This window comes from Sphaerisporangium sp. NPDC088356 (genome assembly GCF_040685555.1).
Taxonomy (GTDB): Bacteria; Actinomycetota; Actinomycetes; order Streptosporangiales; family Streptosporangiaceae; genus Sphaerisporangium.
The window spans coordinates 1-23,559 of record NZ_JBFBIK010000114.1 but is presented as its reverse complement, the minus strand read 5'-3'; the positions used below and the strand labels follow the sequence as shown (position 1 = coordinate 23,559).

The 23,559-nt window shown below is 71.7% G+C and carries 18 protein-coding genes; 1 reads left to right on the top strand and 17 read right to left on the bottom strand.

From position 1 onward, the window contains the following. Positions 1 to 35: 35 nt before the first annotated feature. Positions 36 to 776: a DUF6444 domain-containing protein gene (locus AB0O34_RS29885; RefSeq protein WP_363921053.1), complete on the bottom strand. Its 741-nt coding sequence runs from the start codon at positions 774 to 776 to the stop codon at positions 36 to 38. A gap of 182 nt (positions 777 to 958) precedes the next feature. Between AB0O34_RS29885 and AB0O34_RS29880 the strand changes: the two genes are divergently transcribed. Next, positions 959 to 2,020: a pyridoxal-phosphate dependent enzyme gene (locus AB0O34_RS29880; RefSeq protein WP_363921051.1), complete on the top strand. Its 1,062-nt coding sequence runs from the start codon at positions 959 to 961 to the stop codon at positions 2,018 to 2,020. A 197-nt stretch (positions 2,021 to 2,217) separates the two neighbouring features. Here AB0O34_RS29880 and AB0O34_RS29875 read toward each other — a convergent pair whose 3' ends face one another. The 16 genes from AB0O34_RS29875 to AB0O34_RS29800 form a co-directional block, all read right to left on the bottom strand. Further along, positions 2,218 to 3,615, bottom strand: a complete 1,398-nt coding sequence (locus AB0O34_RS29875; RefSeq protein WP_363921049.1) for an aspartate aminotransferase family protein — start codon at positions 3,613 to 3,615, stop codon at positions 2,218 to 2,220. 2 nt (positions 3,616 to 3,617) lie between these two features. After that, the gene (locus tag AB0O34_RS29870) at positions 3,618 to 5,033 is read right to left on the bottom strand and encodes a methylaspartate mutase (protein ID WP_363921047.1); all 1,416 of its coding nucleotides are present in this window, start codon (positions 5,031 to 5,033) and stop codon (positions 3,618 to 3,620) included. Continuing rightward, the gene (locus tag AB0O34_RS29865) at positions 5,026 to 5,514 is read right to left on the bottom strand and encodes a cobalamin-dependent protein (protein WP_363921045.1); all 489 of its coding nucleotides are present in this window, start codon (positions 5,512 to 5,514) and stop codon (positions 5,026 to 5,028) included. Before AB0O34_RS29865 ends, AB0O34_RS29870 begins: the two co-directional genes overlap by 8 nt. A 33-nt stretch (positions 5,515 to 5,547) precedes the next feature. Further along, positions 5,548 to 6,744, bottom strand: coding sequence for a fatty acid desaturase (locus tag AB0O34_RS29860; protein WP_363921044.1), 1,197 nt, complete (start codon positions 6,742 to 6,744; stop codon positions 5,548 to 5,550). 29 nt (positions 6,745 to 6,773) lie between these two features. Beyond that, positions 6,774 to 8,294 carry a pyridoxal-dependent decarboxylase gene (locus AB0O34_RS29855; RefSeq protein WP_363921042.1) on the bottom strand — a complete coding sequence of 507 codons (1,521 nt, stop codon included), beginning with the start codon at positions 8,292 to 8,294 and terminating at the stop codon, positions 6,774 to 6,776. A gap of 50 nt (positions 8,295 to 8,344) precedes the next feature. Further along, the gene (locus AB0O34_RS29850; protein WP_363921040.1) at positions 8,345 to 9,637 is read right to left on the bottom strand and encodes an MFS transporter; all 1,293 of its coding nucleotides are present in this window, start codon (positions 9,635 to 9,637) and stop codon (positions 8,345 to 8,347) included. Further along, positions 9,634 to 12,243, bottom strand: a complete 2,610-nt coding sequence (locus AB0O34_RS29845; RefSeq protein ID WP_363921038.1) for an ATP-grasp domain-containing protein — start codon at positions 12,241 to 12,243, stop codon at positions 9,634 to 9,636. The genes AB0O34_RS29850 and AB0O34_RS29845 overlap by 4 nt, the downstream gene beginning before the upstream one ends. Before the next feature lie 90 nt (positions 12,244 to 12,333). After that, the gene (locus tag AB0O34_RS29840) at positions 12,334 to 13,590 is read right to left on the bottom strand and encodes a hypothetical protein (RefSeq protein WP_363921036.1); all 1,257 of its coding nucleotides are present in this window, start codon (positions 13,588 to 13,590) and stop codon (positions 12,334 to 12,336) included. After that, positions 13,587 to 15,950 carry a carbamoyltransferase HypF gene (gene hypF, locus AB0O34_RS29835; RefSeq protein ID WP_363921034.1) on the bottom strand — a complete coding sequence of 788 codons (2,364 nt, stop codon included), beginning with the start codon at positions 15,948 to 15,950 and terminating at the stop codon, positions 13,587 to 13,589. The genes AB0O34_RS29840 and hypF overlap by 4 nt, the downstream gene beginning before the upstream one ends. Before the next feature lie 13 nt (positions 15,951 to 15,963). Further along, the gene (hypE, locus tag AB0O34_RS29830) at positions 15,964 to 16,989 is read right to left on the bottom strand and encodes a hydrogenase expression/formation protein HypE (protein WP_363921032.1); all 1,026 of its coding nucleotides are present in this window, start codon (positions 16,987 to 16,989) and stop codon (positions 15,964 to 15,966) included. 36 nt (positions 16,990 to 17,025) lie between these two features. Further along, complete coding sequence (locus AB0O34_RS29825; protein WP_363921030.1) at positions 17,026 to 17,643, bottom strand: cysteine hydrolase; 618 nt, start codon at positions 17,641 to 17,643, stop codon at positions 17,026 to 17,028. A gap of 923 nt (positions 17,644 to 18,566) precedes the next feature. After that, entirely contained in the window at positions 18,567 to 20,798 is a 2,232-nt protein-coding gene (locus tag AB0O34_RS29820; protein WP_363921028.1) for a hypothetical protein, read from the bottom strand. 44 nt (positions 20,799 to 20,842) lie between these two features. Continuing rightward, positions 20,843 to 21,712, bottom strand: a complete 870-nt coding sequence (locus AB0O34_RS29815; protein WP_363921026.1) for a DivIVA domain-containing protein — start codon at positions 21,710 to 21,712, stop codon at positions 20,843 to 20,845. 48 nt (positions 21,713 to 21,760) lie between these two features. Beyond that, a complete protein-coding gene (locus tag AB0O34_RS29810) occupies positions 21,761 to 22,051 on the bottom strand; it encodes a YggT family protein (RefSeq protein WP_363921024.1) in 291 nt (96 codons plus the stop codon). Positions 22,052 to 22,133: 82 nt separating this feature from the next. Continuing rightward, the gene (sepF, locus tag AB0O34_RS29805) at positions 22,134 to 22,643 is read right to left on the bottom strand and encodes a cell division protein SepF (RefSeq protein ID WP_363921022.1); all 510 of its coding nucleotides are present in this window, start codon (positions 22,641 to 22,643) and stop codon (positions 22,134 to 22,136) included. Positions 22,644 to 22,749: 106 nt separating this feature from the next. Then, the gene (locus AB0O34_RS29800) at positions 22,750 to 23,460 is read right to left on the bottom strand and encodes a YggS family pyridoxal phosphate-dependent enzyme (protein WP_363921020.1); all 711 of its coding nucleotides are present in this window, start codon (positions 23,458 to 23,460) and stop codon (positions 22,750 to 22,752) included. Between the last annotated feature and the right edge of the window lie 99 nt (positions 23,461 to 23,559).

Sequence of the window (23,559 nt, the reverse complement as noted above, 5' to 3'; positions counted from 1 at the left end):
GACATCTGATCAACGATCACTAATCCGGACAGATCTCATGAACGCCGGGGCCGTGACCCGGTGGCCACCTCGATGCCGGCCATCTGCGCGAGCAGCATCGTGGACCTTTTGACCGGGATGTGATGTCCGCACACCAGGTTGGCGGCCAGCGCGTGGGTCTCGGGCCCGAACTGAGCCCGCCCGGTCACATACGGCGGCACCACCCCGACGCTGGTGACCCCGCAGCAGCCACAGGCTTTGGCCTGCACCACGAACTCGGTGATCTTCGGTGCCGGAGCGGCCCGCGACTCGGTCATCTGCCGCCGCTGCGACATCGTGACCGGCATTCCACTCAGATCGCCGCCACACCCGTCACAGGCCAAAGGCGGGCACTCGAACCGCTCATGGGGATCATCGACAAGGTTCATCGTCGTCCCCGGCTCGCCTGGCTGTTTCCCCGGATTTCGCTGCCCACGCTCCCGCGAGGACCGATCCCGGGCAGCCACCTTCGTCTTCTTCGTATAGATCGGATCCGAACTCGGAGGCTTCCCCGAGTTCCCCCAATCACGGTCCCGCTGCCGCTCCAATTCCTCGACCCGACCCGCCAGCTTGGTCAGTTGCTCGGCCTGCGTCTGGTTCGTCGCGCGCAGCGCCGCGACCTGCATGTCCCGCGCGGCCAACTCGGCCGCCTTCATCTCGATGACCTCGCGCAGCTCCCGGATCACCGTCCGGGCCTCACTCAATCCCGCACGCAGCTCTGCCAGCTCAGCAGCAACGGAGAAGGAGGGCTCGGACACGAGAAACCATGCTCCTGGAGACTCGCAGCACGATCAACTCGGGCACCAAGGCACGAGTCTGACATCAGTCATTCACTCAGCTGAATAGCTACATTCCATCTGCCGGTTCGCGTAGCCGGGCGTGGGACCGGTTGGCACGCATCTGGCGCGATATCGAGCTTCCTGAGACGTACGTTGGTCCCGTGACCAGTACATGGGCCGCCGAGGCGCTCGCCCGGCTCGATGAGGAGAAGGCGCGGGCGGGCGTCACGCCGCTCGGCGAATTCCCGCTGCCGGCATCGTGGGGAGTCCGGCTGTGGCTCAAGGACGAGTCGGCCCAGCCGACCGGCACCCTCAAGCACCGACTTGCCCGCGCCCTGTTCGCCGATGCGATCGCCGCGGGCCGGATCGTAGCGGGCACCACGGTCGTCGAGGCCACCGGCGGCTCGATGGCCGTCGCTCAGGCCTATTTCGCCCGGCTGCTCGGCCTGCCGTACATCGCCGTCATGCCGGCGAAGTCCCCGGGCGAAGCGGTCGAACGGCTCGGTGGGACGTGCCGGCACGTAGACCCGCCGCTGGCGATCTACGAGCAGGCCGCGAGGCTGGCCGACGACGTGGGTGGCCACTACATGGACCACTACAGTTCCGCGGCGACCGTGGACTGGCGCGGAGGTAGCTTGGCCGACGAGTTGTTCGAGCAGGTCACTGAGTGCCCGCGCTGGGTCGTGGTAGGCGCGGGCACCGGCGCGACCTCGGCCGCCGTCGGCCGCCGCCTCCATGCCGGCGGCCTCCCCGGACGGCTGGCGGTGGTCGATCCGGAGAACTCCGCCTACTTCCCTGGCTGGGTGTACGACGCCCCCGACTACAGCACCGGCATGCCCTCCCGCATCGAGGGCATCGGCCGCCCCCGGATGGAGCCGGCATTCGCCCCCGACCTCGTCGACCTGCTCATCCCCGTTCCTGACGCGGCCAGCGTCGCCGCCGCGCGATGGGTCCGCCAGGTGACCGGGCTTCCGGTGGGACCGGCCACCGGCACCAACCTGTGGGGAGCGCTGGAGATCATCGCGCGGATGCGGGCCCAGGGCGCCCGGGGCGATGTCGTCACCCTCATCGGAGATGCGCGCCCCGGTCACCTGCGTGCCTGCCACGACGATGGGTGGGCCAAGAGCAAGGGCCTCGACTGGCGGCCGTACGAGGAACGACTGGCCCGCCTTCTCGAAGGACACAACGAGGGTAGGGCTACAGGCGGGAGAAGCGGCGGGTGAAGACGAGACCGCTGCCATGGGGCGACCGGAGCTCTTTGGACCGCAGTGCCAGGCGTGTCGAAGCGGCGCACCCCGCCCATGAAGGTGTCGAAGTCGATGCCGGGGGCGGCGACTGACATGTTCGGCCGCCCGGCGGCGCGGGCCAGGCGCCGCGCGGTCCTTCTCCTGTGCGACCGCGCGGCTCCGCCGCGTCGAGGTCAGGCGACGTGGGCGTCGGCTTTGGTGAGGGCCTCGTCGAGGATGGCGAGGCCCTCCTTGGCCTCGGTGTCGGTGATGGTGCACGGGGGGACGACGTGGATGCGGTTGTAGTTGTACACGGGCCACAGGCCCCGGGCCTTGCACACGGCGACGACCTCGTCCACCGGGCGGGTCTCGCCGCCACCGGCGGCGTAGGGGACGAGCATCTCCCGGGTCTCGCGGTCGCGCACCAGTTCAAGGGCCCAGAAGACGCCGAGGCCGCGTACCTCGCCGACCGAGGGGTGGCGTTCGGCGATCTCCCGCAGGCCGGGGCCGATGACCTGCTCGCCGACGCGGGCGGCGTTCTCGACGATGCCCTCCTCCTTCATCGCGGTGATGGCCGCGACGGCGGCGGCGCAGGCCAGCGGGTGGCCCGAGTAGGTGAGGCCGCCGGGGTAGGGGCGGGTGCGGAAGGTGTCGTAGATGGCGTCGGAGACGATGACGCCGCCCAGGGGGACGTAGCCGGAGTTGACGCCCTTGGCGAAGGTGATCAGGTCGGGAGTGACGTCCCAGTGGTCGACGGCGAACCACGCGCCGGTTCGGCCGAAGCCGGACATGACCTCGTCGGCGATGAAGACGATGCCGTGCCGGTCGCACAGCTCGCGTACCCCGGCCAGGTAGCCGGCCGGGGGCACGAGGATGCCGGCGGTGCCGACCACCGTCTCCAGCACCACGGCGGCGACGGTCGACGGGCCCTCGAAGGCGATGACCTGCTCCAGGTGGGCCAGCGCGCGGGCGGTCTCCTCGGCCTCGGTCGTGGCGTGGAAGTGCGAGCGGTACAGGTAGGGGCCGAAGAAGTGGGCGACGTTGGCGTCGGCGCCTCCGGCGTTCTGGTTGGGCCAGCGGCGCGGGTCCCCGGTCAGGCTGATCGCGGTGGAGGTGCCGCCGTGGTAGGAGCGGTAGGCCGACAGCACCTTCGGGCGGCCGGTGTGCAGGCGGGCCATCCGCACGGCGTGCTCGTTGGCCTCGGCGCCCCCGTTGGTGAAGAAGACGCGGTTGAGGTCACCGGGCGCGAGTTCGGCGATCAGCCGGGCCGCCTCGCCGCGCTGGTCGTTGGCGAACGTGGAGGCGATCATGCAGATGCGGTCGGCCTGCTCCTTGATCGCGGCGACGACCTTCGGGTGGGCGTGGCCGATGTTGAGGTTGATGAACTGCGAGGAGAAGTCGAGGTAGCGCTTGCCGTCGTAGTCCCAGAAGTAGCGCCCCGAGGCCCCCGCCACAGGGATGGGGTCGACGCCGTCCTGCGCCGCCCAGGAGTGGAACAGGTGGGCCCGGTCCAGGGCGTGCACCCGCGCGCCCTCGGCGGGGTCGGGGACGGGACCGCCGGCCTGGCGGCTCTCCACGTTGTCGTACGTCATCGTTACCTCATTCGGAATCGGTCGGTGAGGGGGTCGCGCCCGGCGAGCGACCGGCGCTCGCGGTCGAGGAAGTAGTCGATGTCGGCGGTGATCGCGCCGAACAGGTCAGGGCCGGTGTCCCCGGGTCCGCCGCCTTCGAGCAGGCGGGCGTTGCGCCGCAGTACGTCCGGGGAGAACGGCAGGTCGCCGGGGTCGGCGTAGCGGATGGCCCCGTCCCGGTCGCGGCGGGGTACCACGTTGGAGCGGGCGTGGACGCTGGCGCTGAACGGGACGTCCAGCCGCCCGGCGCGGAACGCGGCCACGATGGCCGCGAGCAGGTCGCCGCCGTCGCCGAGCACGGGGTCCACCAGCTCGGCGACCTCACGCTCGATCCAGTGCCGCTCCTCGGCCACCCGGTCCTCGTCGATCAGGACGAAGTCCAGCAGCTCCGAGGCGCCGAGGGCGGCGGCGCGGATCCCGGCGGCATTGGCGGCCGAGTCGGGGATTCCGTACGCCTCCTGGACGGTCTTGCTCACGACCTTGGCCGCTCCGCCGAGCCGCGCCACCAGCCCGCCGCACAGGATCAGCGCCCCGCCGTAGTCGGGGGTGCGGGGGAAGACGCCCATGAACTCGTGCAGGACCGGGTAGACCTCGACCTTCTCGTCTAAATAGCGGCGGGCCAGTACGCGGATCGCCCGCAGGGCGGCGACGTCCTGGTGGGGCTCGCCGCCCTGGGCGTAGGCGATGGACAGGCACCGCACGCCTTCCCGAGCCGCGGCGACGGCCTCAAGGAGGGTGACGGCCAGGCTGATCGACGGGGGCATCAGCACGGCGGTGAGGGTGCCGAACAGTTCGCGGTCGACCACCACGCCGGCCTCGGCGAGGCGCCCGCAGGCGGCGTCCACCCGCTGCCAGGCCCGCAGCGACACCTCCAGCGGGACGTCCTTGGAGTACGGCAGGTTGTAGCCGACGCCACCGCCCTCGAAGGAGGTGATCCCGGACGCCAGGGAGACCGCGAACAGCTCCCGGGCGTCGGGCGAGCCGTGCCGTACCTCCAGGGGCACACCCACCGAGGCGGCCAGCTCGCGTCCCCTGCGCCAGCCGTGCGCCACCATGGGGTAGCCGTTGAGGTCGGACGGGGCACGGCGCAGCAGCTCGGCGGCGGCGTCGAACCCGCGCAGGCGGGTGTGGGAGTCGATGGTGACCGACAGGATGCCCGGCCCGGCCGCCTCCAGGGCGCGCAGCAGGCCGAGCATCTCCTCGTGCCCGCCGACGCCGCATCTCGGCTGCACCACCGGGCGTCCGGCGGCCTCGGCGGCGCGCAGCACGTCGGCGGCGTGCGGACGTCCGGGCGTGCCGAGGTGGCCGAGGATCTCCTCCTCGCCGGGCAGCTCGCCGGCCAGCCGGTCGTCCAGGCCGAGGTCGAGCAGGTCAACCACGTCGCGCCTCGGCCACCAGCTCCGCTCGTGCCGCGCCGCCCGCCGGTACGGGGGCGGGCGTGCGCGAGGCGTGGATCAGGTCCAGCAGCAGGATCAGCCCGGCGGCGTCGTCCAGCAGGTGGTCCACCCCGAGGTCGCGCAGGCGCCCGAGGTCGGCGTCGCGCTTGTGGCTGCCCACCGAGAGGTTGCCGCCAAGGATCACCGGCCGGCACAGGCGGCCCGCGGCCCTCAGCGCCGGCAGGTCGCGCAGGTCGTGGTGGGCGTGGCCGTTGAGGCTCCCGATCAGGACGGCCTCCGCGCCGGGGTGGCGGTCCAGGGCGTCCGCGAACTCGGCCAGCGGCGTGCAGACGCCGAGGTTCACCACCTCCAATCCGTGCCGGCGTAGCATCATGGCGATCAGCCGGTTGGCCACGGCGTGCGCGTCGCTCTCGGTCACGCCGAGGATCACCAGGCGCCCGCCCCGCTCCTGCGGCACGTTCATATGTCTTCCCCTACTCGGTTCACGTCGTCACTGTCAGTCGTCGAAGGCGGCGAAGAGCTCGCGGTGGCTGACCTCGGCCAGCCGGTCGGGGTGGAACTCGGCCGGATCGGCGGCGCGCAGGGAGTCGAACACCACGTCGATGGCCGGGACCAGCCCCCAGACCTGCCGGTAGGGCGGCCAGCCCGGCGTCCCGGCGGCGTGGTCGGCCTCGCGGGCGAAGATGTAGCCGGCCCAGTCCTTGCTCATCGGGAACCGGTGGTGGAAGTCGTGGCAGACGGTGTCCCCGGTCAGCACAAGGTAGCGGGCCGGGAAGTGGACGAGCGTCATCCGCGCCCACCACCGCGTCCAGGCCCACAGCGCCTCGCCGGGCGGCGGCACGGGCTCTCCGATGAAGATCGCGTTGGTGAGCGAGGCGAAGTACTCCCGGCCCCGGCGGACGGTCTGCTCCGGGGAGGGGAAAGTGTGCTTGACGCACAGCCGCAGAGTATTGCTGACCTGGTAGAACAGGGTCATCGGCAGTATCCAGGCGACCACGAGGAACACCCAGGCGTCCAGCCACGCCACCACGGCGACCACCGCGGCCAGCCAGGCGAGCGTGCCGGCCCGCAGCGCCGGGGAGGCGGCATGGAAGTAGGAGCGCAGCCGGGCCGCCAGGAACCGCGCGTGGAAGACCGGTGAGAAGATCTTGCCGAGCAGGCGCCGCCACATCTGGCTCCGCGACATCCCCGGCCGCAGCTCCAGGCTGACCAGGAACGCCTGCACGGTCGGGTCGCGCAGGGTCATGTGGTGCAGGGCGTGGTGGTCGCTGACGTGCTCGGCACTGTACCGGTCGAAGTCCTGCACCATCAGCAGTGCCGCGATGACCCGTCCGAGCAGCGCGTCGGCCCGCCGGTCGCCCCACATGTTCCGGTGCGCGCACTGGTGGTAGATCATCATGCGGAGGTTGCGCGCGCCGTGCAGGGTCATCGCCCAGCCGGGGACGAGCAGCGCCCCCCACCAGCCGCCGAGGCCCAGCGCGGCGCCGCTGATCAGCAACCCGGCGGTCAAGGACGTCAGCGCGCCGGACAGGTGCGCGCCGGGTGTGACGCGGATCGGCCGCTGGCCGGCGTGGGGCCGGCCGGTCAGCATCGTGAGCGGCAGCGCGAGCGCGCGGGGCAGGCGCTCGTGCATCGATTCCCTGACGTCGTCGGACGCCGAGGGCAGCAGGAGCGGTGGGGCTTTCGTGTGCACGTGGTTCACCTCGGACGGGGCGGCGACGGTCACGCGCCGGCGGTGGCGGCTTCCTGCTCGGCGGCCAGCGCCAGCAGCATGTCGATGACCTGGTCGATCTGCTCGGGGGTGGTGTCCGGATTGAGCAGCATGAGCTTGAGGAACACCCTGGTCCCGCCGTCGCCCGCGGGGATGTGGGTGCGGGCGATCAGCGCCCGGCCCTCCTCCAAGGCACGGCGGCGCAGCGCCCCATTGAAGGCGTCGGCATCCGACGGCGCGTCCGGCAGGTAGCGGAACAGGACGGCGGTCAGCGGCGGCTCGGTCCCGAGCTCCAGCCGGGGCTCGGCCGCTATCCGGGCCGCCGCGTAACGGGCCAGGTCGTGGCAGGTGTCGACCATGGCCTCGATGGTGTCCTCGCCGAGCGCGCGCATCGTCACCGCGATCTTCAGGGCGTCGGCCCTGCGCGTGGTCTGCAGGGACGTGCCCTGCAGGCCGATGTACCCGGCGCAGGTGTCGTCGTCGGAGCTCAGGCACGTGGTGGGCTGGAGCCCGAACGGCAGCAGCGTCTCCTCCCTGCGCACCAGCAGGGCGGCCGAGGAGGCGGGCGTCCAGCCGAACTTGTGCAGGTCCATGGTGATCGAGTCGGCCAGGGCCAGCCCGTCCAGCATGGGCCGGAGCCGCCGGGAGAACAGCGCCCCGGCACCGTAGGCCGCGTCGGCGTGCAGCCAGACGCCGTGCCGGCGGGTGACCTCGGCGATCTCGGGCAGCGGGTCGACGATGCCGAGGTCGGTGGACCCGGCGCAGGCGACCAGGGCCACGGCGAGCTGTCCCGCGGGCAACTCGGTGAGGATCCGGTCGGCCTCGGCTGGGATCATGCGGCCGTCCTTGCCGACCGGGACGGCGCGGATGTGCTCCTCGCCGATGCCGAGGATCCGCGCGGCGCGCGCGATGGAGAAGTGGATGCCCTCGGGGGCGAGGATCACCGGCTGGACGCCGATCTGGAGCAGGCCCTCCTGGAAGGAGTATCGGCCCAGCTTGGCCGCGATGGTGTCGTCGCGGGCGGCGATCAGGGCCATCAGGTTGGAGACGCTGCCGCCGGAGGTGAGCGTGCCGCCCGCGCCGGGGCCGTAGCCGGCGAGCTCGGCGAGCCTGGCGATGAGCCAGCGGTCGAGCTCCAGGGCGAACGGGCCGCTCTCCCAGGCGTGCAGCGACTGGTTGAGCACGGCGGCGACCAGCTCCGCGGCGACCGAGGCGGTGGTGGGCGGCGGCTGCATGCGCGCCAGCGCGGCCGGGTGCGTGATGTCGGCGGCCCAGCGGGCGTACGGGCGGACCAGCTCGTCCAGGACGGCGGCCGGGCCCGCGGGCGCGCCGGGCGGGAGCAGGGGGCCGGCGAGCGCCTGGCGGGCGGCCTCCCGGGCGGCCTCCGGCCCGCCGGGGGGCACCGGCCCCGTCCGCCCTGCCGCGACCTCGCCCAGGATGTCCAGGGCGGCGCCTAGCAGGCCACGCAGTTCCTCAAGCCCGGCCTGGGTGCCGGCCGGCCGGTAGAGCGTCGAGGGCTCGCTCGTCTGCACGATCGTTCTCCTTGCTGAGTCTTGGGCGCCGCCGGCGGAAGCCGGGGGCGTCACGGGATCGGGACGGCGGGCCGGTCGCGGGCCGGGCCGCTGTCGTCAGGGGACGGGAAGTCGACCAGGGCGGGCACGGGCGAGAAGACCACCCACAGCAGCGCCGACATGAACGCCAGGGAGGTGACGAACAGGGTGGGCCGCAGGCCGATGGCGTCGCCGAGGGCGCCGCCGGCCAGCGCGCCGAGCGGCAGCGGCCCCCAGGCGACGAACCTGCACCCGGCGTTGACCCGGCCCAGCAGGCGGTCGGGAGTGATCGCCTGCCGCAGGCTGACCGCGTGGATGGTGGACATGGTGGAACCGATGCCGCACAGCGCGAACGCCGCGACGTACATGGCGTACCCCGGAGGGCCGGCCCCCGGGGACAGCGCGATCAGGACCGGCGCGCCGCAGCACAGCAGAAGCTCGGCGACGACGGCCCGGCCGAGGCCGAGCCGCTCCTTGAGCGGGCCGGCGCAGAAGGCGCCGAGCAGCGAACCGATCGCCCCGAAGCTGAGCAGGAGCCCGACCGTGCCCGGCCCCACGCGCAGCTCCCGTGCCGCGTACAGCACGAACACCGTCTGCAGGGACATCCAGCAGGCGTTGTAGGTGCCGGCCTGCAGGGCGATCGCCCGGATGGAGCCGTTGCGGAAGACCAGGCCGAGGCCCTCCCCGATGCTCCGCCAGGTGGAGACGCGACGCTCGGGCAGCGCCGGGTGCGGCTCGGGGCGGCGGATCGCGATCAGGCTGGCGGCCGAGAACAGGCTGGAGACCGCGTTGGTGAGCAGGGCGGTGGGCGCGCCGAGCCAGCCGACCAGCAGGCCGGCCAGACCCGGCCCGCCGATCTGGGCGATCGAGCTGGTGGCCTGGAGCTTGCTGTTGCCCTCGACCAGCCGGTCGCGGCTGATCAGCGAGGGCAGGTACGACTGGTAGGAGACGTCGAACAGAACGGTGAGGACGCCGGCCAGCAGCGCGGTGGCGTAGAGGTACTCGATGCGCAGCACGCCGAGCGCCGCGCACAGCGGCACGCCGCCGAGCAGCAGTGCCCGGCCGAGGCTGCTGGAGATCATCAGCGGGCGGCGGCGCCGGCGGTCCACCCAGACGCCGACGAACAGCGTGGCGCCGAGGAACGGGGCGTAGCCGGCGGCGTTGAGCAGCCCGAGCTGCACGGAGGAGGCGTCGAGCTGGTAGACGGCGGCCAGCGGCAGGGCGAGCTGGGTGACCTGCGCGCCGAGCTGGGACACCGCCTCCCCTGACCAGAACTTCAGGAACTCGGGGTCCCGCCAGAGCCCGCCGAGCCGCGGACCCCTCATGCGACTTCCCCGTCGGGCTCCACGTGGAAGCAGCAGCCGATCTGCGCGCCGTTGGACATGCTGACGATGCCGACCCCCGGGTCGGGCGTCCCGCGCACCAGCATGCCGACGTACCGCTCACCGACCATCAGGACGCCGTAGGCGACGGCCATCGCCTCGAACCCGTCGCCGGCGTCGGTGACGAAGCGCTCGGCCACCGGCAGCACCCGCTCCTGCACGACGTAGGGTCCGTCGACCGCGCCGCGGATCCGGCTCTCCCACTCCGCCTGGCCGACCGTCCAGCCCGGTACGACGCCGACCCCGCCGTACAGAAGCGTGGGCTTGAGCGCGAGCCGGTCCTTGTTCGCCAGGACGTGGCTCAACAGGTCGACGGCCCGGCCGTCGTGCTGGACCGTCTCCTCGCGCAGGAAGCGCGTCCAGGGCAGGACACGGTCGATGAGGTCGCGCTCTTCCGCGGTGAAGACGTCGCGGTTGCGCTCGTCACTGAGCATGGCGAGGCTGCCCTTGTTGCCGTACAGCTCGCAGTCCAGCCCGGCGAACAGGAAGACCCGCCCGCTCTCCGCGGCATCGAGCAGCGGGTCCACCAGGCGGTGGCTGAGCTCGGGGTCCTCCATCTCGCCCGGCAGGAAGATGCGGTAGACGACGTCGATCCGGCGGCCGTGGACGTGCGGCGCGCCGTCGCGGTAGGTGAACTCGTCCAGGCCGCAGACCACCGCGTCGAAGCCGTGCCGCAGCCACTCGGGCAGCACGAAGTCCAGCCAGGGCTTGGTCTTGGCGAAACCGTCGGGCCACTCGGTCAGGGCGAGCACCGGGCGGGCGGGCAGGGTGAACCCGGCGTGGACGGCGTCGGCGCGCAGCACCTCGGCTATCCGCGCCACCGGCTCGGGATGGACCAGGCGCTCGGCGTCGGCGAACCGCCGGAAGGCGGCGTTCTGGACCGCGGCACGGGCGAACTCGGCCATCTGCCAGCCGCCGAGGGAGCTGCCGGTGTTGAGCTCCATCAGCTTGAAGCCGCCGGGCTCGCGGTACATGTCGGCCCGCGACATCGGCGGCAGGCGCAGGCCGGCGCCGCGCAGCACGAGCTCCACCTGGGTCGGGGTCATGCCCACGCCTTCGGCGAAGGCGCGCAGGTCACCGCCGAACAGCCGGCCGGGGATCGCGGCCAGCAACGCGAACAGGCCGTTGAGGTCGTCCTCCAGGCGGCGCCGATCGGGGGCGGTGAGAAAGACCGGCCGGTTGAGCGACTGGCCGCCGCCCGCGCCGTAGCGGATCCAGTCGTTGCGCAGTCCGGGGACGACCATGGCGGGCAGGCCGCGCTCGACCTGCAGATAGCGGCGGGTGACGGGGTTCTCCATCACCGCGCCGAGCGCGTCCAGCCGTGAGCCGCGCATGACGGGACGGACCTCGTCCTCGGCGGCGTCCAGGGCGGCGGCGCAACCGGCCGGGTCGGCGGCGACGGCGATGAGCGCGGCGGTGCGCGGGGTGAGCTTGCGCGGCGGGAGGAGCAGCTCCTCGCCCGGCTCGGCGAGGGGGGTGACCTCGGCGATGCCGGGGACCTCGGCGGCGCGGCCGGTGTCCAGGCGGTCCAGGACGCCGTCGTGCGCGGGGTAGAGGAAGCGGACCTCGGCCCAGCGGGACGCGGTCGGGGTGAGATCGGGACGCTCGCCGAACGCCATCGCCGCGCCGGCCAGCGCCAGGTCGACCCCGTTGGCAAGCGTGCCCACACGGGGAATGAGGTCCCCGCCGAGCCGCCCGTTCAGCTCGACCAGCCGGGGACCCGCGGCGGTCAGCCGGATCTCGCCGTGGGTCAGCCCGTGATCGACGCGGAGCGCGGCGTGGGCGTCGCGCAGCAACGTCAGCACCTCGCCGGCCCACGGCTCGTGCCGCCACGGGCCCACCAGGTGGCCGACCTCCTCGAAGTAGGGCGGGTGGCCGAGCCGCTTGCGCGCGACCGCGACCGGCTCGGGGACGCCGTCCACCACGCACGCGTCGACGCTGATCTCCGGCCCTTCGAGGAACTCCTCCACCAGCACGCCGCTCTCGGCGCGCAGGCCGGGGAACGAGGTGCCGGTGGCCGAACGGTAGGCGGCGCGCAGCCCGGCAGGGTCGCGGGCCATGCTCACCCCGAGGCTGCCGGCCAGGGACCGGGGCTTGACGACGACGGGGTAGCCGATGTCGTCGGCGGCTGCCAGCGCCTCCCGCTCGGTGTGGGCCAGGCTGTGCCGCACCGCCGGGAGCCCCGCCTTGTCCAGCAGCGCGCGGGTCGTGTACTTGTCGCGGCAGGCCGCCGCGGCCTCGGCGGACATGTGGCGCAGGCCGAGCAGCTCGCCCACCTCGGCGGTCGGGACCAGCGCCAGCTCGTCCCAGGTGAACAGGCCGACCCGGCCGGGCGCCTCGGCCACCAGTTCCTCGACGGCGGGCCGCAGGGCGGCGGGGTCGGTGATGTCGGCGAACCGGAAGGCCGAGACGTACGACGCTTCCCAGGTGATCGGCTGGGAGGTGACCAGCGCGATCTCGTACCGCCCGGCCAGCGAGGCCATCGCGTACTCGCGATAGGCCCGCAGCCGGCTGCCCACCACGATCAGGCGGCTCGCGCTGTCCAACATCGAACGTCTCTCCTCTTTCTCGTGTCCTGGTCGTTCACCGGTGCTCCGGCCGTACGGTCGCGCCCCCCGGCGACGAGCCGGGGGCGCCGGTCAGCCGGGCACGGGCTCGCACCACAGCCGGAAGGAGGCCGCCGTCTTGGCGATGGCCGCCTCGACATCCCGGCTGGAGGCGCCCCGGAACCGGAACCGCGCACCGACGTGCTCGTAGCCGCCGGCCTTCGGGATCACCGCCCCCACCGGCGGGACCACCTGGGCGTACAGACCGTCGACGTGTTCCACGGCCTCCGCACCGTCACCGGCGGGAGGCGCGAGTCCCGAGCCGGCGACCCGGCAGGGCGTACTGACCGGAACCGGGAGCAGCAGCCACCCGCCGGTCGCGCCGCGCGGCAGGGGCCGTACGGCGGGGGCGCGGCCGAGCTGGATGTCGACGGCCGCCGCCATCAGGTCGAAGCCGTGGACCTCGCGCCAGACGAACGGGATCTCGGCCCCGCCGACCCGGGCGCCCGCCTCCAGGAAGACGATCCTCGGCTCGCCCGCCGGCCCGGCGCCCGCGAAGGCCTCCAGGTGGAAAACCCAGGGCTCGCCGCCGCCGAGCGCCGCGCCGGCCCCGGCGGTGAACTCCTCCAGCGGGCCGAGCAGCTCGGGGTCGTCGACCTCCACCGAGCCGAGGTGGGCGCCGAACGTGAAGTCCAGGCAGGTGTTGACGTAACGGGAGGCACGCCAGGGGCCGAGCCCGGTGCCCGTCCACACCCCGTCGACGTGCAGGATCGGGTCGGCGACGAACGCCTGGACCAGCCGGGGCTCGACCGGCGTGTCATCCAGGCGGGCGAGGTCGGCGGGTGAGCGCAGCACCAGCACGTCCCGGCTGGCGACGCCCCGGCGGGGCTTGACCACCACCGGCCAGCCGTGCCGCGCGGCGAAGGCGCGCACGGACGCGGTGTCCGGGGCGTCGGCGAACGGCGGCACCGGCAGGCCCGCCGCGGCCACGGTCTCGGCCATGGTGAGCTTGTCGCGGAAGCGGGTCAGCGCGGCGGAGTCCTGCCCGCCGCAGCCGAGCGCGCCGCGCAGGGCGGCGGCGGCGTCCAAGTCGCCCTCGTTGAGCGCGACCAGGTGGCGGGGCGGGCCGAGCCGCGCGGCCAGGACGGCGACCGCCGCGCTGATCTCGGCCAGGTCGTCGGTGGCCGCGACCAGCTCGACCCCGGCGGCCTGATCGGGCACCGACTCGCGTGCGATCGCCGTGGTGACATAGCTCACGTCGTAGGCCGTGTGGTCGAGGTAGGCGGCGTAGTCGGCGTAACGGTCCCGCCAGCGGTGCAGCACCACGACGTGCGGACGGGCGCGGGTCATCGGGCCTCCTCCCGCATGGCGGCCAGGCGGGCGTTGGCGACCATCACCTGGCCGAGCGCGATGCCGCCGTCGCCCGCGGGCACCTGCTGGTGGCAATAGGTCGCGAACCCGGCTCTACGCAGCTCGATCATGCAGTTGACCAGGAGGAACTCGTTGGCGAACACGCCACCGGACAGCACCACCCTGCCGGCGGCCTCCCCCTTCGCCGCGCGTACGGCCGCGCACCGCTCCACCACCGCGTGCACGACGCCGGTGTGGAACCGGCGGCCCGCCTCGGCGACGGGAACGCCCGCCGCCACGTCGGCTGCCAGGGCCCGCACCACCGGGCGGGGGTCGATCTCGGGCAGCCCGCCGGTCTCGTCCACCGCGAAGCGGTAGCACTCGTCCTGCGGGCTCATCGCCAGGTCGCGGCCGAGCAGCCCCTCCAGTTCGATCGGGCCCTGCGCCTCGTACTCGGCGAGCACGCAAACGTCCAGCAGCGCGGCGACCGCGTCGAACAGGCGGCCCATGCTGGAGGCGGCCGGGGAGTTGACGCCGCGCCGGGCCATGGTGGTGTAGACGCGCAGCTCCTCGGCGCGGAGGCCGCGCAGCGCCGGGAACGCCGCGAGGGCCGCCTCGGGGTCGCCGAGGGCGTCCAGCGCCAGCGCGAAGCCGGTCCTGATGGGTTCCTTGACCGCGCGGTCGCCGCCGATCAGCGGCATGGGGCGCAGGCGCGCCACCCGGCGTGCCTCACGGTAGCCGCCGAGCAGCAGCTCGCCGCCCCACACCGTGCCGTCCTCGCCGTAACCGAAGCCGTCGAACACCACGCCGAGGACGCTGCCGGACAGGCGGTGCTCGGCCATGCAGGACGCCATGTGCGCGTGGTGGTGCTGCACGCGCAGCACCCGGCCGGGCTCACGGCCGTACTCCTCGATGGCCACGCGGGCGGAGCGGAACTGCGGGTGCAGGTCCACCGCCGCGTGGCCGGGCGTCACCTCGTGCAGGCGGGCCAGGTGGGCCATGGTCTGGCGGTGGGACTCGAAGGTCTCGTCGTTCTTCAGGTCGCCGATGTGCTGGCTGAGGTAGACGCGGGTGCCGTGGGTGAGCGCGACCGTGGTCTTCAGCTCGGCGCCGTACCCGGCCAGCGGAGCCAGCTCGGTGCCCACCTCCACCGGGTAGGGCGCGTAGCCACGGCTGCGCCGCAGGAAGGTCGTCACCGGCTCTTCCAGCTCGGGGTGGACGGTGTGGCGGACCACCGAGTCGTCCACCCGGACCTGTATCTCGCGGTCGTGGTACAGGATGAGATCGGCGATCTCGAAGAGCCGGCCGAGGGCGTCCTCGTCGCGGAACGCGATCGGGTGCCCGGAGACGTTCCCACTGGTCATCACCAAGGCGCCGAGGCCCGGCCGGTCCGTGAGCAGGTGGTGGTGAGGCGCGGACGGCAGCATCACTCCGAGGTTCGGGTTGCGGGGGGCGATCTCCTCGGGCAGGCCGCCGGGCCGCTTGCGCACCAGCACGATCGGACGGGCCGGCGAGCCGAGCAGCCCGGCCTCGCCGGGGGTCGGGTCGGCGAACCGGGCGACCTCGGCCAGGTCGCGAGCCATCACCGCGAACGGCTTGGAGTCGCGCCGTTTGCGGGCGCGCAGCCGGCGTACGGCCTCCGCGTCGCGGGCTTCCACCGCCAGGTGGTAGCCGCCGACGCTCTTCACCGCGACGATGCCCCCGCCGGCCAGCACCTCGGCGGACCGTTCCAGAGCGGCCGCGCCGCGCAGGACGGCACCTTCCCTGTCGGCGCACATCAGGCTCGGGCCGCAGTCGGGGCAAGCGTTCGGCTGGGCGTGGTAGCGCCGGTCCAGCGGGTCGCCGTACTCGGCGGCGCAGGGGGCGCACATGGTGAACGCGCTCATGGTGGTCTGCGCCCGGTCGTAGGGAAGCCCCCGCACGATGGAGTAGCGCGGCCCGCAGTTGGTGCAGTTGATGAACGGGTAGGCGTACCGGCGGTCGGAGGGGTCGCGCAACTCCTCCAGGCAGTCGGCGCAGACGAACGCGTCGGCAGGGACGATGGCGACTCTTCGCCCAGCGTGCACACTCTTCCGGATGACGAACCCGTCGAACCCGGTCTCCAGCCCCGGCTGCGGCGTCACGCTGATGTCCTGCACCCGGGCCTGCGGCGGGGCCTCGGTCCGCAGTCCCTCGGCGAACCGGCGCAGCGCGTCAGGGTCGCCCTGCACCTCGGTCAGCACGCCCTCGGGGTCGTTGAGCACCCAGCCGTCGAGCCGGTGGGTGAGGGCGAGCTTGTAGACGAACGGCCGGTAGCCGACGCCCTGGACCACTCCGCCGACGCGGATGCGCCAGCGCTGGTGGCGCGCCGTGTCCTCCATCGACGCCGCCATCTCAGCACAGCCTCGGCAGTTCGGCGCCCTGAAGCTCGTCGAGTTGCGACTCCCGGCCATCGGGCTCGCGCATCAGCACCATGGCGCCGGGGCGGTCGGTGACCTCGCCGACGACCACCGCGTGCTCGCCGTAGGGGTGCGAGCGCAGGGCCGCGAGAACCTCGCGCTCGGCCGCGGGGTCGGCGAAGACGCAGACGCATCCCTCGTTGGCGCTGTGGATCGGGTCGATGCCGAGCATCTCGGTCGCCATGAGGGTCTCGTGCTGGATGGGAAGCGTCTCCTTGTCGACCCGGATGGCGTGGCCGGTCACGCCGGCGTACTCGTGCAGGACGGCCGCCAGGCCGCCCCGGGTGACGTCGCGGACCGAGCGCACCGCGCCGCGGGGGACGCCGTCGAGGAGCCGGTCGAGCATGCCGTTGAGCGGCGCGCAGTCGCTCAGCACCCGCTGCTCGAACCCCAGGCCCTCGCGGATGGACAGCAGGTGCACGGTGTGGTTGCCGATCGGTCCGCTCAGGATGACGCGGTCGCCGGGGCGCACGTCGCTCATCCGCAGCGGATCGCGCTCGAAGACCCCGACCCCGGCGGTGTTGAGGTAGATCTGGTCGGCCTCTCCCCTGCGCACCACCTTGGTGTCGCCGCAGACGATCAGGACGCCGGCCTCGCGCGCGGTCTCCCGGATCGAGGTCAGGACGCGCACCAGCCGGTCGACGGGCAGGCCGGTCTCGATGATCATGCCGAGCGTGAGATACAGCGGCCGGGCGCCGACGACGGCGAGGTCGTTGACCGTGCCGCAGACCGCGATCTTGCCGATGTCGCCGTTGCCGAAGAACGCGGGGTCCACGACGAAGGAGTCGGTGGTCATCGCGATCCGCGTGCCCTGGATGGAGAGTGTCGCGCTGTCTTCCATCTCGCCGACGTAGACGTCGCCGAGCGTTTCCACGATGAGGGAGATCAGCTCGTGGCTGAGCTGGGCCCCGCTGCCGTGGTCAAGGACGATCTCGTCGGCGGTCGCCGTCGTGGTGGTCATGTTCTGTCCCTTCGAGGACGTCGTCACCGGGCCGGGTCACGGAAGGATCTTGACGACCTTGCGCGGGAGCTCGCCGCCGACGTCGAGGCTGGAGAGGATGTCCTCCGAGGGGGCGACGGTCGCGCAGTAGCCGGCGAGCCACTCCAGGGCGCGGTCGCGGTCGGCGGCGTTGCCCGAGACGACGCAGTCGGAGGGGACCCACACGTTGTAGCCGCGGAAGAAGGCGTCGGCGGCGGTGGTCTGCACGCAGATCTGGGTCTGAAGGCCGGTCACGAGGACGGTGTCGACGCCCGCCGCCTGCAGGCGGTCGTGCAGTTCGGTCTCGTAGAAGCCGCTGTCCTTGTTCTTCTCCACGACCTGGTCGGCCGGGTCGAGGAAGTCCGCCAGGATGGCGGCGCCCTCAGAGCCGCGCTGCAGGGGCAGGGTGCCGTCCAGGTCGCGCTCGACGTTGGGGTCGTCGGGCAGGTTGACGAGCTGCAGGTGGAAGATGTGGTGCCCCCGGCGGCGCATCTCGTCCAGGAACTTCACGAAGGTTCCCTGCGCCTGGGCCATGGCGGCAGTGCGTTCCGGGGTCTTGTGGACCACGTCGGCCTGAAGGTCGTTGGTGAGTACGGCGATCTTGCCCATGTGTGTTTCCTCGAAGTAGTCAGGCATGGCGAAATTGCCATTCCAAGGCGCGGCTGTGGCCGGTTTGGACGGTCAGCGAGAGGGCTTGGGGGTGGGTCGCGTTATTTCCGAAGATCTCCTTGTTCCAGAACGAGTGGGAAGGCGGGCACCACTCATCCTTTTTCGACCTCATTGCCCCACGGGTTGAACTTTTACATGCCTCCCGTGATGCAGTCAAGATCCCTTCTCTTCTTGACGGCGAAACGGAGGGTCAACTCCACCGGGTCGCCGGTTACGGTGGCCATATCTGGTCACCGCCCATACCTTTTGCGTGCGCTGCTTGACAAGCCCTAGCAGAAATGGTCACTCCATCCGGAGTTGCCATTCTGGACGGCCCGTAAATCCCGAGCGGTCGCGGCTACTATCCCGATCACCCCGTGCATCCGGCATTCCCAGCTCCGATTGGGCCGCCGCGCCCCCTTGGAGATATGGCTGAACTCTTAATATCCGGACCCGATCAGAAACCGGTGGCAATTGAATTGCAGCACGATCCGGGCTCGGCACGCACGGCCCTGGCGGGCCATTCCGTGAAGCTCACCACCGGGTCGTACGCTCACGGGATCTGGAACGATCTACGGAGCACGCCGGGAGCCACCCGGCAGGCCCGGCGTACCGAGTCCGACCGGAACCCTGAGGCTGTCCGAAAACATCAGCACGCGATGGCCGGCACGGACCCGTGGAGCCGGGATATGGCCGCATCCCAATCCCGGGCAAGGGACCGGCGCCCAAGCGATCTCGTGTCCCCGTCGCGGCTCGCCCGAAGCGCCGGCGAACGCCGGATGGACCATGGTCCCCACACGTGACCCATGTCATCCGGGATCTGTCATCCGGGATCGCCACCTCGCCGACACGGTCGCGAACACGCAGCCCGGCCCGCCAGGACTCACGAGCCGGGGGAAACGTTGAAAGCTTCAGTCGTCGCGGTCGCAGACGGAGCAGTGGGTCAGGCCGGCGGCCTCGGCGTCGGGCTTGGACATCGTCTCCAGGATGCCCGGGTCCGATCCCTTGATCAGCGGGCAGGCGGAGCTGTGGTAACGCCGGGTGCCGGGGATGACCTTGACGGTGCCGGGGCGCATCACCTCGACGGTCGAGTCGGTCTTCCTCGACCTGTCCCCGGCGGTGCTCTGCCCGTCCCCTGTACCGCTCCGCTTGTCACCGGCATCACTTGACGGGGTGTCGGTGTGCTCCGGCTCGACGTCGGTGTGCCCGCTCCTGGAATGGGTGTCCCCGCGCTTGGCGTCGGTGTCCCTGCGGGCGGGGCCGGTGTCGGACCGCTCGGGGGAGCCGCCCTCCGGCCGCGGCTTCGACGGCTTCTCGGCGGGCGCGGGCGGCTTGGGGGTGGCGCCGGTGGAGCCCGCGCCGTCCGAAGTCGCGGTGGCCTTCTCCGGCTCCGCGGGTTTCCCCGCGGCAGGACTGACGGCGCCCTTCTCGGGCCCAGCACTCTTCTCGGGCCCAGCGCTCTTGCCGGGCTCGGTCCCCCGCTCGGGTCCGGCGCTCTTGGCGGAGTCGGTCCTTCTCTCCGATCCGGCGCTCTTCGCGGAGTCGGCGTCCTTGGACGTGTCCGCCCTGCCGGGAGTGGCGGCCGTCCTGTCGGTGGTGGTGGCCGTCTTGCCGGAGGCGGCGGCCGGGCGGAGCGCGCCGCTGACCACGACGACCGGATCATCGTCATCGTCGTTGTCGTTGTCGTGCGCCTCGACGGGCTTCTTGCCGACCGTTCCGGGCATGCCTGCTGACGGGCTCGGGTCGGACGACGCCTTGCGGGGCCTCCCGCCATCGGGCTCTTCGGGCCTCGCGTCGCTGGCCGGGGGCTTGCTCGGCCCGGCCGACGGCTTTGGCGGGTCCGAACGCTTGAAGGCCTCGAAGGGGGTGACGGCCTCGGGAAGCTTGACGGGGATGACCGGAAGGTCGATCGGCGTGGAAGAGGCGCCAGGCTTCTTCGCGGAGGAGGAGCCACCGGGTTCGCCCGAAGAGCTACCCGAAGGGCTGCCGGTCGGCGGCTTTTCAGTGGACGAGCCCGAGGAAGGAGCCGCGAACCACGCCTCGGACCGCCAGGTGGAGGACTGCTCCCCGTCCGGACGCTCGGTCTCGGCGTCCGCGGCGGAACCGGAGGAAGAGGAGCCGGCCTGAGTCCCGGCGCGTCCGGGGGCCTTCTCGACCGGACCCGATGAAGAGGAACCGGTCTGAGTCCCGGCGCGCCCGGGGGCCTTCTCGATCGGATCCATCGGTGATTTGGCGGGGACCTGGGGCACCGGCCGCGTCTCATCGGACCTGTAACCGGACGCGGGCCCGCGTCCCGTCTCGGCGGCCTTGCCCTCGGCCTTGTTCCGGCTCCCGGCCTGGTGCTCGGGCTTGGTCGCGGCCGGGCCTTCAGGCTTGTGGCCTGTGCCCGAGCCGGTCGCCGCCTTGTCGCCCGCCGCGCCCGTGACGCCGGCCGCCTCGGAGCCACGTCCGGATTCGGGAGCGCGACCCACCTCGGACGTGCGACCTGTCTCGGGCCTGTCTCCGGGCTCGGATCTGTGGCCCGCGTCCGCGGCGCGGGGGGTGGGCTCGGGGATGTGGCCGGTGTCGGCCTTGCGGGCGGTGTCGGGCTGGTAGCCGTCGGGGAGGCAGGTAGTGCAGGCCGTGAAGCCCTCCTCGCGGGCCTCCTCGTACGTCAGCTCCTCGACCTCGCGCCCGGCGAGCTGGCGGCACCCACGCAGGTGGAACCGCTTGCGCCCGGGGATGACGAGCACGATCGCGTCGGAAGACGGACCGCCTCCCGCGCCCCTGACCGGCCCTGTCGCGGGAAACGCACGCGGCGTAGCCAGCGTGGCGGTTTGGTACCCCGCGTGAGGCGCGGCCATGGGATGCGCGAGGGATGCCCCGTGCGGCGGGGCCCCCGGGGAGGCCACTCCACCGGGACGGCCCATCGAGCCACCCGCGACTCCGGCGCCTGCCATGGGCATCGGCGGCGCGGTCGCCGCCGTCGTGCCGCCGGAGGGGAACAACTCATGGCGACGCAGCAGCGCCCCGATCATAAGGAAGACCGCGGACAGCACGCTGACCACGATCGACCACATGACCAGGACCGCTGTTCCGGTCACCACGCCCGCGACCAGAAGGCCGAAGGCGAGCACCACCAGAATGGCGCTGAGGTAGATCACAGGGACTCCCAGTCGCGGGTCGGTAAGGAACCTGACCCGTTACCCTAACGGCGTTCGTTGTGAGGGCCGTCGACTCCCTGGAAGGCACCGGAGTGCTGCGTGGGCTCGGGGCCGAACGGGTTGTTCTGGCCACCGGGGATCTGCTGCTGGCCACCGGGGGCGACAGCGTGGGACATGGCCGGAGCCCCGCCCATCTGAGCACCCACGACCGGGAAGCCTCCACTGCCCTCGGCCGACACGTTGAGCTCGGCGAGCTGGTTCTCAAGGTAGAGCTTCAGCCTGCTGCGGTACTCGCGCTCGAAGCTACGCAGCTCCTCGACCTTGCGCTCGAGCTCGTCACGGGTCTGCACCAGCGAGCCCATCGCCTGCCTGTGGCGCTCTTGGGCGTCGCGCTCGAGCGTTTCCGCGCGGGCACGGGCGTCACCGATGATCTGCTCGGCCTGGCGGCGGGCCTTGCCGAGGACCTCGTCGGCCTCGCGCCGCGCCCGGGTGACCGTCTCGTCGGCCTCGCGGCGCGCGTCGGCGATCGCCTGGTCCGCGGTCTGCTGCGCCAAGGCGAGCACACGGGCGGCGGTGTCCATGTTGTCCTCGGCGGGGGGCATGCCCATGCCGACGGGAACAGGCTCGGGCCTGATGGGCTCCGGTGGCTTCATGGGCTCCGGCTGCGGCATCATCATCTCGGGCTTGGGCTCGGCGACCGGCGCCGGCGCCATGCTCATGCCCATCCCACCCGGCACCTTGCCACGCAGGCACTCGGTCAGCTTCGCACGAAGCTCCTCGTTCTCCTGGATGAGGCGGTCGAGCTCGGCCTCCACCTCATCAAGGAAGGCGTCGACTTCTTCTTCGTCGTACCCCGGCCGCAGCCGGGTGGTACTGAACTGCTTGTTCCGCACATCAGCGGGCGTCAGCGGCATTTCGGTCTCCTTGGCGCGCTCGGAGTCTGTCCGGAGGACGGTACCCGATCAAAAACGAAGCGCGGACACGATTTGGATCATGACCAAGACCACAATGAACAGCACTGTGAAGCTTAGGTCAAAGGCCACCGTACCCAACCGGAGGGGCGGAATGAAACGGCGGAGGAACTTGAGAGGTGGATCGGTTGCCGTGTACGTGGCCTCCGCGAGCACCAGGACCACCCCTGTGGGGCGCCAGGAGCGGGCGAACGCCTGCACCGTCTCGAAGATCATCCTGCCGATCAACAGTATGAGATAGATGTACAGGACTCCGACCAAGATGTCCCTAACGATCCCCACGGTCGCGTCCTGCCTCCATCCCGATCTGCCGGCCTCGGTCCGGGTAGGCCATGTATGGCCGTTCACTGTTCATGGTGGAACTCTAGCTCTGGTTGAAGAACCCGCGTTCCGCGATTCGGGCCTTGTCCTCGGCGGTCACCTCGACATTGGCAGGGGACAACAGGAACACCTTGTTGGTAACACGTTCAATGCTGCCATGTAGGCCAAAGACCAGACCTGCCGCGAAATCAACAAGGCGCTTCGCGTCGCTGTCGACCATTTCTGTCAAGTTCATGATGACGGGAGTGCCCTCGCGGAAGTGCTCGCCGATCGTACGCGCTTCGTTGTACGTACGAGGATGAAGGGTCGTAATCCGCGCCAGATCGGTCGTACGGCGCTCGACGACCGCGGAGCCGGATCTCGGGGCCGGGACCGGGGTCTCGACCTCCTCCTGGCCCTCTTGGGGCGTTCCAAGACCGTGCTCGTCACCGCGGCGCCGGTCGACGTAGTCGTCCGTGTAATCCTCGTCGTCGGCGTAATTGCCATAATCCGGGTAGCGGTCGTCCTCCACGAGACCGAGGTAGACCGCCATCTTGCGCATCGCGCCGGCCATCGCTACGTCGTCCTCCTGCTCATGGTCGCCGTACCCAAGGCAACCTAAGGCACCGCTCTCGACCTCTGCTCGGATACATGGACATCAAGGTCCACTCGGGGGGACATTACCTGACGAAGGGCTTCCGGCGACCGAGCAACGCCGTACCGACACGCACGTGTGTCGCTCCGTGTGCGATCGCCTCGGCCAGATCTCCACTCATTCCCGCCGAAACGACGGACGCATCCGGATGTACCGCTCGAAGAGCAGAAGATAGTTCCAAAAGCCTCGCGAACGCCCTATTTGGTTCGCCTCCGAGTGGGGCCACCGCCATGACCCCGCCGAGGGCCAGCCCCTCGGCCGCCGCGATCAGATCGGCCAGCGCCGGCAGCTCCGCAGGCAGCACTCCACCGCGGCCCGGATCGTCGTCCAGCGCCACCTGGACCAGGCAGGTGACCCACCGGCCCGCCTTGACGGCCTCGCGGCTCAGTGCTCCGACCAGCCGCGCGCGGTCGACCGAGTGGATCACATCGGCGTAGGAGACGACGGACTTGGCCTTGTTCGTCTGGAGCTGTCCGACGAAATGCCACGTCAGGGGCAGGTCAGCGCATTCGGCGGCCTTGGCCGCGGCCTCCTGGTCGCGGTTCTCGCCGACGTCGCGGATGCCGAGCTCAGTGAGGATTCTCACGTCGGAGCCGGGATAGGTCTTGGTGATGGCGACGAGGGTGACGTCCCGTCGCGCGCGCCCGGCCGTCTGGCAGGCGGCGGCGATCCGGCGCTCGACCTCGGCGAGGCCCGCCGCGATCTCGTCGCGTCGTGTGGTGTTCGGGTTCTTCACGTGGGGGTTCGGTCACTTCAGAAAGTCAGGAACGCATGGATGGGGCGACTTCGCGAGCGCGGCACGTGCCCGGCTCCGTCCGCGGAGCAGGCACGGGCC

Bases quoted from the DNA above. Each gene is read 5' to 3' on its own strand.
- AB0O34_RS29875 (WP_363921049.1), bottom strand. From the start codon at position 3,615: ATGACGTACGACAACGTGGAGAGCCGCCAGGCCGGCGGTCCCGTCCCC.
- AB0O34_RS29865 (WP_363921045.1), bottom strand. From the start codon at position 5,514: ATGAACGTGCCGCAGGAGCGGGGCGGGCGCCTGGTGATCCTCGGCGTG.
- AB0O34_RS29850 (WP_363921040.1), bottom strand. From the start codon at position 9,637: ATGAGGGGTCCGCGGCTCGGCGGGCTCTGGCGGGACCCCGAGTTCCTG.
- AB0O34_RS29845 (WP_363921038.1), bottom strand. From the start codon at position 12,243: ATGTTGGACAGCGCGAGCCGCCTGATCGTGGTGGGCAGCCGGCTGCGG.
- AB0O34_RS29840 (WP_363921036.1), bottom strand. From the start codon at position 13,590: ATGACCCGCGCCCGTCCGCACGTCGTGGTGCTGCACCGCTGGCGGGAC.
- hypF (WP_363921034.1), bottom strand. From the start codon at position 15,950: ATGGAGGACACGGCGCGCCACCAGCGCTGGCGCATCCGCGTCGGCGGA.
- hypE (WP_363921032.1), bottom strand. From the start codon at position 16,989: ATGACCACCACGACGGCGACCGCCGACGAGATCGTCCTTGACCACGGC.
- AB0O34_RS29825 (WP_363921030.1), bottom strand. From the start codon at position 17,643: ATGCCTGACTACTTCGAGGAAACACACATGGGCAAGATCGCCGTACTC.
- AB0O34_RS29815 (WP_363921026.1), bottom strand. From the start codon at position 21,712: ATGCCGCTGACGCCCGCTGATGTGCGGAACAAGCAGTTCAGTACCACC.
- sepF (WP_363921022.1), bottom strand. From the start codon at position 22,643: ATGGCCGGCGCGATGCGCAAGATGGCGGTCTACCTCGGTCTCGTGGAG.